11 protein-coding genes are annotated in these 12,750 nt (G+C 41.2%); 4 read left to right on the top strand and 7 right to left on the bottom strand.

Annotation, left to right across the window (positions count from 1 at the left end; translation table 11 throughout):
* Window positions 1–22: 22 nt before the first annotated feature.
* From fimV to asd, 3 genes are all read right to left on the bottom strand, one after another.
* Window positions 23–1,264, bottom strand: a complete 1,242-nt coding sequence (fimV, locus tag AWW72_RS16935; RefSeq protein WP_062848098.1) for a T4P machinery localization factor FimV — start codon at window positions 1,262–1,264, stop codon at window positions 23–25.
* 61 nt (window positions 1,265–1,325) lie between these two features.
* Window positions 1,326–2,786: a FimV/HubP-related protein gene (locus AWW72_RS16930; RefSeq protein ID WP_062848097.1), complete on the bottom strand. Its 1,461-nt coding sequence runs from the start codon at window positions 2,784–2,786 to the stop codon at window positions 1,326–1,328.
* A gap of 141 nt (window positions 2,787–2,927) precedes the next feature.
* The gene (asd, locus tag AWW72_RS16925; protein WP_004774257.1) at window positions 2,928–4,046 is read right to left on the bottom strand and encodes an aspartate-semialdehyde dehydrogenase; all 1,119 of its coding nucleotides are present in this window, start codon (window positions 4,044–4,046) and stop codon (window positions 2,928–2,930) included.
* Between the two features lie 188 nt (window positions 4,047–4,234).
* Between asd and AWW72_RS16920 the strand changes: the two genes are divergently transcribed.
* Window positions 4,235–5,344 carry an endonuclease/exonuclease/phosphatase family protein gene (locus AWW72_RS16920; RefSeq protein WP_062848096.1) on the top strand — a complete coding sequence of 370 codons (1,110 nt, stop codon included), beginning with the start codon at window positions 4,235–4,237 and terminating at the stop codon, window positions 5,342–5,344.
* A 340-nt stretch (window positions 5,345–5,684) separates the two neighbouring features.
* On the opposite strand, the gene AWW72_RS16915 is transcribed toward AWW72_RS16920, so the two are convergent.
* From AWW72_RS16915 to AWW72_RS16905, 3 genes are read right to left on the bottom strand one after another with little or no spacing between them, the layout of a single operon-like run.
* On the bottom strand, window positions 5,685–6,395 hold the full coding sequence (locus AWW72_RS16915; protein WP_062848095.1) for a hypothetical protein: 711 nt from the start codon (window positions 6,393–6,395) through the stop codon (window positions 5,685–5,687).
* 2 nt (window positions 6,396–6,397) lie between these two features.
* Window positions 6,398–7,279 carry a DUF6502 family protein gene (locus AWW72_RS16910; protein WP_062848094.1) on the bottom strand — a complete coding sequence of 294 codons (882 nt, stop codon included), beginning with the start codon at window positions 7,277–7,279 and terminating at the stop codon, window positions 6,398–6,400.
* Between the two features lie 49 nt (window positions 7,280–7,328).
* Window positions 7,329–8,570, bottom strand: coding sequence for a cupin-like domain-containing protein (locus tag AWW72_RS16905; RefSeq protein WP_062848093.1), 1,242 nt, complete (start codon window positions 8,568–8,570; stop codon window positions 7,329–7,331).
* 134 nt (window positions 8,571–8,704) lie between these two features.
* Here AWW72_RS16905 and AWW72_RS16900 point away from each other — a divergent pair, with 134 nt between their 5' ends.
* On the top strand, window positions 8,705–10,285 hold the full coding sequence (locus AWW72_RS16900) for a PT dipeptide repeat lipoprotein (RefSeq protein WP_062848092.1): 1,581 nt from the start codon (window positions 8,705–8,707) through the stop codon (window positions 10,283–10,285).
* A gap of 62 nt (window positions 10,286–10,347) precedes the next feature.
* On the opposite strand, the gene AWW72_RS16895 is transcribed toward AWW72_RS16900, so the two are convergent.
* Window positions 10,348–11,283, bottom strand: coding sequence for an LpxL/LpxP family acyltransferase (locus AWW72_RS16895; protein WP_004774266.1), 936 nt, complete (start codon window positions 11,281–11,283; stop codon window positions 10,348–10,350).
* A gap of 209 nt (window positions 11,284–11,492) precedes the next feature.
* On the opposite strand from AWW72_RS16895, the gene AWW72_RS16890 reads away from it, so the two are divergent.
* Both AWW72_RS16890 and AWW72_RS16885 read left to right on the top strand, forming a co-directional pair.
* Complete coding sequence (locus tag AWW72_RS16890; RefSeq protein ID WP_062848163.1) at window positions 11,493–12,035, top strand: DUF4334 domain-containing protein; 543 nt, start codon at window positions 11,493–11,495, stop codon at window positions 12,033–12,035.
* 133 nt (window positions 12,036–12,168) lie between these two features.
* A complete protein-coding gene (locus tag AWW72_RS16885) occupies window positions 12,169–12,696 on the top strand; it encodes an O-acetyl-ADP-ribose deacetylase (protein ID WP_062848162.1) in 528 nt (175 codons plus the stop codon).
* Window positions 12,697–12,750 lie beyond the last annotated feature (54 nt).

Genomic DNA, 12,750 nt, shown 5'->3' with positions numbered 1-12,750 from the left:
GCTTATATTAGACTGATCAAATTCAGGAAGCTATTTTATTCAGTAAAATTTCTGAACGTTGTTGTTGCTCTGGATTGAATGCAGAGGTGTTTTTTAACAATTCACGGGCAGATTCGTAGGCGCCCAGTTCAACATATTGTTCAGCCAGTTCTAAATTGAGCTGAGCTTCATCCAGTTGTTGCAAATCTGGGAATGATTGCACCAGTGGATCGTGGCTTGCAGAAATTTGAGAGGGTGCTGGAGTAAATTCAACTTTAGGTTCCGCAACAGGCGCTGGTGCTACAGCTTCAAATGAAAACTCAGTCTTTTCAATCGAGGTTTTTTCTTCAACCTGAGCTTGAGACGGTTCAAAATTGAAATCAAGGCTCGGTGCTGTTTCTGTACTTTGCTGTTTGGCTTCAGGTTGATTTGGAACAACCTCTAAATCCGCAAAGTTAAAGTCTAATTCTGGCTTGCTGTCTGCAACTTTGGTTTCTTCAGTCTTCGGTGTTGCTGAGTCCAGATTAAAAGAAAACTCAAGTGGTTGCTCTTGTTTTGCTTCAGGTGTTTCAACTGGTGCAGGAGCTGGTTCAACCGTTTCCTTTTGTTCAAATGAAAAGTTGAAATCTAAAGGCTGTACTTCAGGCGCTGGTTCTACCGTTCGAGCTTCTTCCGCAGGAGCCGTATATTCAGATTGTAAATCGTCAAAAGACTGTGCTGCTGGTGTTTGAACTAATGCATCGAAATCTGCGCTATTGTTTTGAGCGACAGGTTCTGTGGTCGTATGCGTTTGATGAAAACTTGCCGAATTAAAATCAATAGAGTCAGGCTGTTTATTCTGTAGATATTCACGATGTTTGATTTCAGCAGCTTGCGCAATATCTTCAAGTTTCAGTGCATGCACATGCTTGATCAGTTGATCAATTGCAAAATCATCTTTCTGTTTAAGATGAATCTCAAGTAAAAAAAGATAAAGCTCATGTTGAGAATTATCTTGTTTTAAAGCCTGATTGATTTGTGCTTCAGCGGCTTGGAAATTGCCACTATGTATTTGCTTTTCAAGCTGTTGGCGGAGGCTTTCAGAAATTGCAGTGCTAACTTGAGGGGCAAGTTCTTGTTCTTCACGAACTAAAGCCGTGCGTGAAGCCGTTTTGGTCGCAGATTTTTTCGGTGTTTTAGCTGTACCTTTCTTTGGTGCAGCATTGGCTTGATTACTTTCACGTTTTTTTAAAAAGATCGCAACCACCAGCACAATGACCAGTAGTACGATGATTATATTTGACATGATCTTTACCCCTTAAAGATTGAGCCGCTTTTATGCAAATTTATGAGAATCTTCTCGTAACCTAGCGTGTTGACTTTTTAGTTTCCTGCTGCGCTTTTAACTGATCTTGTAGTTCGGCAAGCCGAGCATTTAACAGCTGAATACGTTGTTCCTTTTGATGCAGTGCCAGTTCTAACTGTGTTACGTTTCTTTGTAATGTAACGGTTTTTTCCCGTGCTGTCATAACTTTTAATGACAAGTCTGCACTGGTTTTTTGTTGTAATGTGTCTTTTTTGGCACTTCCCGTACTTGAATCTTGATTACTTTCAGCGACTAAGGACATTTCTGCCTGTTGTAAGCGATATTTGGCTTTAGCAGCGGCAGGGCGTTGGGTTTGAGCCGCGATTTGGTTGATATTCTTATTCTGCTGCGTTGCTGTCGCGCTGAAATTAAAATTCAAATGTGAACCTTGTCTGAGTCGATTTGCATTGCCTCCAATAAAGGCATGCTCATTTTGTGCCTTGATTTGATGCATCACCTGAGCGACAGGTTGCTGGGTTTGTCCTGCAATACGTTGTGCAATACTCCAGAGGGATTCATTGCGTTGTACAACATGTTGTTGTGCGGTTTCAGCTGATGTCGTTGGCGTATTTTGAACAGGTACTTTTTTCTTCGCAGGAGCTGAAAGCTCTTTGGCCTGATATTGGGCTTTGGTTATCTCGCCATCTTCAACAGACTTTAATACCTTATTTTTTAGCTCATTTGCAGGTGGAGCGGTCTCTGTTGCAGGTGTCGCTGCTTGTGCCGTTTGAATATTTTCCTGTTTAATTGCAGGAGCATCAGTTACTTTCTCTGCTTTGCTACTTACATTCGATGCTGTTTGTTGGAGTGGTGCTGCTAAAGAGGATTCTACTTTTGCAGGCACAGCAACAGATATTGCGGCTGCTTCGGATACAGAAGGTTGCTGTTTCTTTAATGCTGGCGGCAAGGCAAAGGGTGCATTTAATAGCGTTTCCTGTTTAGCGGCTGCTTTGGTATTGGTATCTGCAACATTGAAACGGGTGCTTTCAGGCAGGTTTAAAGCAATATCTTTTTCACTGACAATAAATTTAGGTGTGAGTGACTTTTCATTATTACTTTTTGCGCTGAGCGGCGGCTTTGCTGCCTGACGCATAGATTGTCGAATATGCTTTAAATGAGAAGCGCCGCCTTCTTGGATTTTGATAATGATGTTTAGTTCAGCATCCGTCATTGGACGCGAAGAAGTGATCACAATGACACCTTCTCCCTGATTGTTACGACGTGTAAAAAAGTTCAGGTTTGAAGGGGGCTGATGTGCGGCGCCAATCATCAATAAGTCTTCAGGCGTGGCCAGACTCACATCAAATTTCGAGTTGATATCAGCTTGATGAAAACTCATTTCCGCATAAAGTAACTCACCCGGAGCAGACTGAATTTGCAATGGATCAAGTGTAATTGCATAAAGATGTTGCGAAGAAATTATGGTTAAAATGGCAATTTTTAATTTGTTATAAACAGTCATCTCGATCCATGAAAAAGTGATGTTATGGTCAGAAAAAAGTATACATTACCGTGATGTAAATGAATTGTAAATTCTTCATTTTCCATCCACATAAAAAAGCCGATCAAATGTGATCGGCTTTTGATTTTTCGGGATTTTTGCTTAAGCGTTCTTGTATTCAACCAGAATACGAAGCATACGACGCAATGGTTCAGCAGCGCCCCAAAGCAACTGGTCACCAACTGTAAATGCGCCTAGGTATTCTTTACCCATATTCAGTTTGCGTAAACGGCCCACTGGAACAGTTAAAGTTCCTGTTACTGCAACTGGGGTAAGATCAGTCATTGATGCTTCGCGTGTATTCGGAACCACTTTTGCCCATTGGCTAGAGTTGCGAATCATGTCTTCGATCTCGTCCAGCGCCACATCTTTTTTCAATTTCAATGTAATCGCTTGAGAGTGACAACGCATCGCACCGATACGGACACAGTGTCCATCGATTGGAACAATTTGCTGGTTACCGAGGATCTTGTTGGTTTCAACCTGACCTTTCCATTCTTCTTTTGATTGGCCACTTTCGAGCTGTTTGTCGATATATGGAATCAATGAACCTGCCAATGGCACGCCGAAGTTTGCTTTCGGGAAACCTTCGCCACGTTGCAAGTCTGCAATTTGACGATCAATATCAAGAATCGCAGATTTAGGATCATCCAGTAAGTCTTTGGTATTGTTATACAGATAGCCCATACCTGTGATCAGTTCACGCATGTTTTGCGCGCCTGCACCCGATGCTGCCTGATAAGTCATTGATGTAGCCCATTCAACCAGATTGTTCTGGAATAATGAACCTAAGCCCATCAGCATCAGTGAAACAGTACAGTTACCGCCAACGAAAGTTTTAGTGCCATTCACTAAACCATCTTTGATCACGTTCAAGTTCACTGGATCAAGTACGATGATTGCATCATCAGCCATACGCAAGGTAGAAGCTGCATCAATCCAGTAGCCATCCCAACCTTCAGCTTTAAGTTTCGGGAAAACTTCAGATGTGTAATCACCACCTTGACAGGTTAAAATGACATCCATTTGCTTCAGACTCTTAATGTCCGTTGCATCCATAAGTGCTGGGGCAGTCTTACCACCAAATGCAGGCGCTTCACCACCTGCATTACTGGTAGAGAAATAGAATGGCTCAATATGAGCAAAATCATTCTCTTCAACCATACGTTGCATAAGGACAGAACCAACCATCCCACGCCAACCGACCAGACCTACTTTCATGTCATTGTGCCTCGGTATGTAAAAAAATTAAAAGGGGTTTGAGTGTATCAAAAGCGTCCACAACTGCAAGCGTTACCTCACTAAAACAGCCTGTTTATTGAGTGGAATATCTTGTTTATATTAGATAGAAAATTGATAAAGCTACAGCTTTATTGTAAATCTATGCTATCCCAAAGAGAAAAATGAACATGATGTGGATTCAGATTTGCGCAGCAGTGGTGATATGGCTTTCATTTTGGTCTTTGATCCCTCGAGATGAGTGGTGGTTTCGAGGGGCGGATTTTCCCAGATTACAAATTTTGGCATTGGGGATTTTGACCGCTTGTGCAATGTTATTTGGTGTATCGGACTGGACCTTGAGCACGGAGCTATTTTTTCTTGGTTTAATGGCTGCGATTGCCTATCAACTCAAAATGGTTTTGCCCTATACGCCGTTATGGAAAAAGCAGGTTCAAAAAGTAAAGAAGGCGCAGTTAAAACCTGAACAGCAAGTTTCATTACTGGTTGCGAATGTACTGACCCCAAACGATAAATATCATCTTTTGCTAGCGCATATTGAAAATCTAAAACCTGATGTGGTACTGACCCTTGAGTCGGATGCTGCATGGCAACAAGCGCTGAGCAAAATCGAAGCAGACTATCCTTTCCGTGTGCCTGTGCCTTTAGACAATCTATATGGCATGCATCTGTATAGTCGTTTGCCATTAAATGACACCGAAGTGAAATTTATCTTAAGTGACGAGATTCCTTCAATTCACACTTGTTTGACGTTAGCGTCGGGTGTGCAGGTTAAGTTGTACTGTTTACATCCTAAGCCTCCAAGTCCAACTGAGGCGAAAGACTCAACTTTAAGAGATGCCGAACTCTTGATTGTGGGTGACCAAATTAAAGACCTAGATCAGAGCTGTATCGTGATGGGAGATCTGAATGATGTGGCATGGTCGAGAACAACGCGCTTATTCCAGCGTATTAGCGGCCTGCTTGACCCACGGGTTGGGCGCTATTTCATGAATACTTTCCATGCTGATTATCCTTTACTGCGTTGGTCACTGGATCATCTCTTTCATAGTACGGATTTTGGTTTAGTCAAAATGAAACGCTTGTCGCATATCGGTTCAGATCATTTTCCGATTTATGTGGTGTTACAAACAGACCGTCTATTTGAACAACAGCAGGAATCACTGGAACAGACAGCCGAAGATGAACAGGAAGCTCAAGATGCGATACAGGAAGGCATAGAGAAGGCTGAGGAAGTGGAGAAAGAGGTCATTGATCCTTTGGCTCAACCTCATAAATAGTGGGTAGTATAAGGTTAAATTACGTGATTTATTTAGAATTCAGTGACTTGAGGAATTGCGTGATTTTAAACTTTAGCTAATTAATGTACGTTATTTCGTACATAGATTTAAGTTTGTAACGAATAGTCCTACAGCCGCAAAAGATTTATTCTAAATACATCAGCACAAGGACGCAGGAATGGATTTCCGATTAAGGATAAGCAGCGCTGAGATGGAAAAGTCATCATGGATATGATGCATGCGATGGACGCAAGATAATAAAAATAACGTGAAAGCACAACCTCATTTGCCCGAGTTTTGCAGGATGCAGGACTCGGGTTTTAATTTTTTATGACTAGCATTATTCTGGCTTCTCACCGACAGGTAGTTCAGGAACCGTGATCGGTGGTTCTATAATTTTAGGCTCTTTAGGAATACGTTTCTTATAAATAGGCACAGTGATTTGGGCTGCGTCACATTTTTCCCACGCTGTCCCAATACTAGGCAAATCAGTCCGATAAAAAGCTTTATAGTTTACGATTAAGGGAAGTTCAGTCTCGGCAAAGCTGAGATCTAGCTCATAAGTCCGTGTTTCATAAGGGCGCAATACCTGTATTTCATCTTGATCTGTAGCGCATCTTAATGATTGTCCGTGAAACATGACAGTTTCACCGACTTGAAACTCAATCGGACGGCACAGCGGTACGAGCTGATAAACATAATTTGGGGTGGTGTTGCTAATTTCAATTTGCAGGGGGGATGTGGCTAAGCTCTGAAGGGAGTTTATAGTTAAAGGTTTTTTGGTTTCAGCATCAATAAAACGCATGTTGCGTTGCACCCCCATACAACTGCTTTGGGTCTCTTGCGGGATTACGACGACATATTCATAAAATTCACCTTTATCTCCCGTAGAGGGATGCGAGCCTCCACCATTTCCCCCACCAGGTAAGGGTTTCTGGGTACCAGAACCACTGCCTCCCAAGCTGACATTGGCCGCAGAAAAATTTTCTCCACAGGCGGTTAAAGCAATCGCTGAAACTAAAATAATGCTCGGGAAAAATATTGTTTTCATTTTTATTTATCCTTAAATATATAAGGCACTTGTAGTTTTATCTGTGTATCGTACTGGTAGACCCCAAATCGAAATTGATAAGTTGCATCTGCTTTGTTCTGGTCTTGTTCGCAATGATGAATGGCAGCATTTAATAATTGTTTTGCCATATTTTGCCAAAGTTCGATACTAAGTTGTCGAAGTGCCTCAACCGATTGCGGTGTTAATTTCTCGGCATGGACTGCCTGTTCGAGATGAGTAAAAGGTTTTTCGCTAATAAAGTTATCAATTCCAGCTGCCAGATGATCTGTGAGGTTGGCAGAAAATAGGGCTTTACTTTCCTGCATTTGATTATCTGGTGTAAAGCTATTTTGCTGCAAGATAACCTGTTGTCCTTGTTGTTCAACCACGCCTAAACGTTGTAATTCAAATAGAATTGAACGGGGATGTTTTTCTGTCGAGATGTGTTTCACCAAAGCTTCAAAACTGTTCTCTTCACCAGAAATTGGAATCTGATGAGGAAGGTCCAGTGCAATCCAGCGTGCAATGACACGTGCAGGAACACTAATGGCAAAGTTGGGAGCCTCGGTCGTATTTTGGGTGGCTTGTTGCCGAAAAGCACTGACATCTTTACGATGTAATCCTGATAATAAACTCACGGCTGAATCTGTTTTATTTTGTTGAATCCGATCTAATTCTGAGAGTGCCTGTTCATAAAAAATTGGCTTCAATGCGGCAACAAAGTCGGTATAACCTACGCCAGAATGAATCAACCAGCGCGCAATGTGCTGCATCATTGGAAAAATACTTTCCAAGGTTGTTTCTGCTTCTTGAGCAATAACACCTTGCGTATCATTCGCTGTTAATTCGTTTTCGGTCATGACCTGATTTGTTGGTTTTACCATTAAAGCACCTGAAGAGTTAAAGCGTGATTAATTATGGGTTGATCTGATTTTAACAATAGTTGGTTGTTGGAAATGATTCAGCACCACCATTGTCGATATTAAAATGAGTAAATGAAACACTCATGGAAATATCCAGACTTTCGACACAATGCCACCAGCCGAGAGGAATAAATAAAGCATCACCCGGTTCGAGAATACATTCGATTTTGCTGCTCAGTGCAAAGTCTGGAAATGATTTTGCTACATCTATTTGATAAGGATCAGCAATTTTGCTAAAAACTGCGACATCATTATATAAATTTGGCACTTGTAGTGCGGGAATTAAGGTGACCTTTTTACGTCCATAGATTTGAACAAGGATGTTATTGGTCAAGTCATGATGCAGGGGCGTAAAGGCACCTTTCGGTCCAAACCAGATAAAGCTGCGATCATAGACCTGTGCATGATCTGTATAGCCATGAAAATGATCAATATCTTGAAATAATGTGGCTAAACTTGACTGACTGGCTTTGGCATTATTAGCCGTCATATAAAAATTATTAGAGTGAGGAGTTTGTTCAATTAATTCGACAAACTCACTCATCAGCATCTTGGTTTTATGTTGAATCGAGTTGCGTTCAAACATTGGATCTTTTTCACGATTGAACTGTACCTCAACTTCCTGATTCCCGACTGTTTTTTTGAAATATTGAGGTGACCATTTCTGTAAGGCAGGCCAATGGGCGACTGAATCTGTGAGAATGACAGGTAAATTTCGACTGTAATATTGTTGAATAAATTGCTCGAAAGAGGGAAGTGTGATCCGGCTAATATGCTGATATTGGGGATTCAAACGGGCAAAACAATCGAGAGTATTGAGCAACCAGTTTCGTTTCCGCACTAAAAAATGCTGTTCTTGGGCGATTTGAAAATAAGGATGTTGTTTTAGCTGAGCCAATTCCAGTGTGATATCAATTTCACTTACGCCTTGTTGTTGCAAAGTTTGATAAATACAGGCCTGATCTGTCCCATTCAAAACGGCCTGCGCAAGCCATTTTTGCTGTTGTTGATTGAACGTAATGCTGAGCTGTGCCTGTTTTTCTAGCACAGTTTGTTCTTGTTGATGATCGTGTTGTGGTTCTCGCGGTACTTGAGCTGCAAAGTTCTGACCAAGATCAATTAAGCCTTCACGTAGCAAAATATTGACTAAATCAGTGGGACGACAGCCACGTTCTAAATTTTCTTCTAGCCAGATCTGCCATTCCTTTGGTAAGGCACTGAATTGTCTGGCTAAGTTCTCTTGTGCATCCATACATTCTGACCATGAGTAAAAATATTTTTGACCTTTCGTTATTAATTTACGCAGAAATATATTTGCACTCAAGCATAAAAGTGTTAAATTTTCACATGTAATTTATGTGAAAAAATCACACAGAGGGTAAAATAATGAAAAAAATATGGACACAACTGGCATTAAGCGTGACATGTGCTGTACTGGTCGGGTGTGGCTCGGATAATGATTCTGATTCCAAACCAACGCCTACACCGACTCCAACGCCTACACCGACTCCAACGCCTACACCGACCCCAACACCTACACCGACTCCAACGCCTACACCAACTCCAACGCCTACACCGACCCCAACACCTACACCAACTCCAACACCGACCCCAGTCGTGGCCGATCGCTTTGTCGGTTCTTGGCTAGGCGGCTTTTGCCATGAAGGGGCACGAACAAACTTAACTGTGTATAAGACTTCAGATAACAGCGTTCGTTTTACGAAAGAAACGCGTCAATTTGAAAAAGAAGATTGCACAGGTGCCATTATTAAAAATTATGCGGTTGCTTCTGATGATGCGTTGATTACTGACATTTTGCCGACTGAAACCAGTGGGACCACGACGGCAAATCGGGTGAAATATAGTGATCGATATCGCACGGGAAGTGCATGGGCCTATGCCTTTAAAGGAGATGGGATGTGTGAGGTGAATGAAAAAGCGAATATTAAAGATATTCAAGCGTATATGGATGGTATTGATCCATCGAGGACAGTCACTTGCTATACTCGTACCAATGTAGATGGTTATAGCCTATTGAAACCGACTGTAAAAAATGCAACTGCAAGTTATCGCTTGTTAGATAACCAAAGCTCTTTTGAGAATTTCCTTACGCAAGCCAATGAGCAGGGGCGACAGGGTTTTGCTTTAGCTAGTAATTCTCTGGATGTAAAAAAAGCCAATAGTGATTTTCCAGAACCTAAAAACTTATATGTGAAAAATAATGCTTCGACGGATACTTACAGCTATAAAATTGTTGATGTCAAAACCAATGTGGTTATTAATATTTATCTGTTTTGGTTGGCTGAGATTAAAAAACAAGGTAAAGCTGGCTTTGCGTATAAGTCATCATTGGGTGAGTCACCAAGCTATACTTATAAATATTTATTTGTTAAAAATGATAAAAAACCAGCAACTTATACTTATGATAACCGCTTCTTAACCGATACCAGTCGCGCTAATATTCTGGCAACATTTAATGAGCTGGGGGCACAGGGTTGTAAGTTAATTTTTGCTGGTAGTACTTTTACCAATAACGGTACAACCAACGGCACATTTTATGTGCCAACCTGTGTGAACAGTAGTACCCATAATGGAACCTATGCATATCGCTATTTCGAAATGCCAGAAACAGAAGCAGGATTTTATGATGATAATCCAACCAAACTAGACTTATTGCTCAAACAGCAGGCTGCGGAAGGCTATCACCTGATTGATAAGGGCAATGCACTTGGATTCTTTAATACCAAAGGCTATTTATTTGAACGTGATAGTACGAGCACAGCCAATATTGAATCTAAGGTCTTTAAAGAAGATGCGATTCACAAACTAGACCTACCAAGTGAGGTTCAAAACCGCTTACAAGATCAGGGTAATTTAGGCTGGTTTATTAATGTGAAATTAGGATCGGTCTATAGTAATAATCCAACTTATTATGATTTAAGCTCAGGTGTGATTTTCCCGAACTAATATTTATCTTTTCCTCATTGAAAAAAGAGCCGATTCATTACAATGGATCGGCTCTTTGCGTATCAATAGATTTTTTCGTAGCCTTCGGCTCTGGTTTTAAAACGGCGGTGGAACCACATCCATTGCGTCGGTGCAATACGTAATTGCGCTTCAATAATCTGATTCACTCGGATCGCATCACTCACCTCATCTTCGCTTGGCATGTTGTCCACAATCGGTTCAATTAGGACTTTGTATTGTGGATTACGCACATCTCCGTACCGATAGAAATACAGCGGAATCGCGACAGCTTTCGAGATTTTTAATAAGCGACGATGTGCCGTGACCGTTGCGGCAGGGACACCAAAGAAAGGGGCCATCACGCCTTGTTTGAGACCGAAATCCTGATCAGGGCTATACCAGATTGCACCACCGTCTTTTAGGCGACGAATCAAACCACGCATATCATCATGATCAATCTGGTGCTGATAAATGGTTGCACGGCAACGATAAATCAGCATATCCAGCATTGGATTATTCTGCGGTCGATACACCACATCCGGCTCGAAATACTGGGCGCAGATATAACCGCCCGCATCTAGCAAGGTACTATGTGTGCCGAGTAATAAGATGCCTTTGCCTTGAGCTTTAGCCTCATGAATATGTTCTAGGCCTTCAATGCTGTGACGATCTTTAAACCATTGAGGGCAATACCATGCATTCAGGGTTTCAAAAACACCCAGCATCATATCGACAAAAACTTGTTTTGCTTGGGCTTCGACTTCCGCTGGTGACCATTCTGGAAAACACAGTTCCAGATTTCGAAGTGTGGTTTTTCGGCGTGACTTGAGCAGATGCCAGAATAATCCTGCTAAGCCATGTGCCAAGCGCCACTGAATTGCCCATGGGAGAATGGCCAATAACATAAGAAAAAAAATGGCGATCCAAATTTTCCAATATTTGGGTAATAGAAATTCCCATTGAAATTCGCCAGGTATATAAGACTGCTTTTGACTCATAAACTTAGTAGAGTGAATAATGTTGAATTTTGGAGCAGTGTAACATGAAGTGAGCCTGAGAATATGCCAACACGCTTTTGTTCGGTTGCTACTCGGCGGAAATTGAATGAGAAATTTTTTGCTTCTACTTTAGCTGTAATACAATGCAGGTCATACCTGACTCAATCCAGATTGAGTTGAGGATCAATAAAACAAAAAGGGAAGGGATGATGAATATTCAGGAAATATCACAAGGGAAGAAAATCGACGCTCAGGAAATGATCGAGTTTTATGATCACTTGGATGAGGTTGACTGTGCATTTATGTATGGTCGCTGGAAAGGATTTGAGGTGGTAACAGGTCATCCGATGAATGGTCTATTGGAGCAGGCAAACTGGTATGGGAAATTATTTATTGATCAGGAAACGGTATATCCGTTAGTGCTCCTCAATGCGAAGAAGACAGCGTTATTTTTCCTTGATCCAAAATGGTTGCCTCTAAATATTGATTTTAGCCTTTTGAAAAATAACAGCAAGTATCTGGCTGGTGGTTTGAAACTATTAAAAACCAAAGACAGTAAAGCCCGTTTAAGAATGACTGAGTTTCGGGGGAAAATATCGGCGACGATGATTTACGATGAAAAGCCTATTCATGATGTGTTTCGAAAAATAGATGAAAATACCGTATTGGGCTGGATGGATCTAAAACAGCAAGCCCAGCCCTATTTTTTTATTCTGCAACGCGATCATCAAAGCTCACTTGGCTTTGAATAATCTAACTCTCTGCGAGGATTTATCTTTTGCAAATTGGAATTTAGATCAAGTTGTGCGTACACTTTTAAATCTAAAAGATAAAGCGCATGCTTTTTGTCGATAGATCAATCATTATTTCGATCAGGAGATTATGGTGAAAACGATAAACATCATTCAGGGAGATATTACTCAGATTACGGCCGATGCAATTGTGAATGCTGCGAACACCTCGTTACTCGGTGGAGGCGGTGTAGATGGCGCAATTCACCGAAAAGGCGGCGCAGCGATTTTGGCAGATTGTCAAAAAATAAGAGCAAAACAAGGTGGTTGTGCTGTTGGTGAGGCTGTGGTGACGACGGCTGGAAATTTGCCGGCGAAATATGTCATTCATACCGTTGGGCCCACTTGGGTCGATGGACAGCACGATGAAGCTTTATTATTGGAAAATGCTTATCGGAACAGTTTTAAACTGGCTGAAAATTTGAAACTACAAAGTATGGCATTTCCGAATATTTCTACAGGAATTTATCGTTTTCCTAAACAGCTTGCTGCTCAAATTGCGTTAAAAACAATTGCTGAGCAATTAAAACAGAGTCAGTTTATAACGGAAGTCATTTTTGTATGTTTTGATGATGAGAATTTTAATATTTATCAGTCATTAAAAGATAATTTTAAGATTTAATCGTCGATTTGAGTTGGAATAGAGCATCTATCCTTAAGAGATAGATGCTCATAG

The sequence above is a fragment of the Acinetobacter sp. NRRL B-65365 genome (assembly GCF_001605865.1).
Classification (GTDB): Bacteria; Pseudomonadota; Gammaproteobacteria; order Pseudomonadales; family Moraxellaceae; genus Acinetobacter; species Acinetobacter vivianii.
This window is presented reverse-complemented; position numbering and strand designations above follow the sequence as displayed.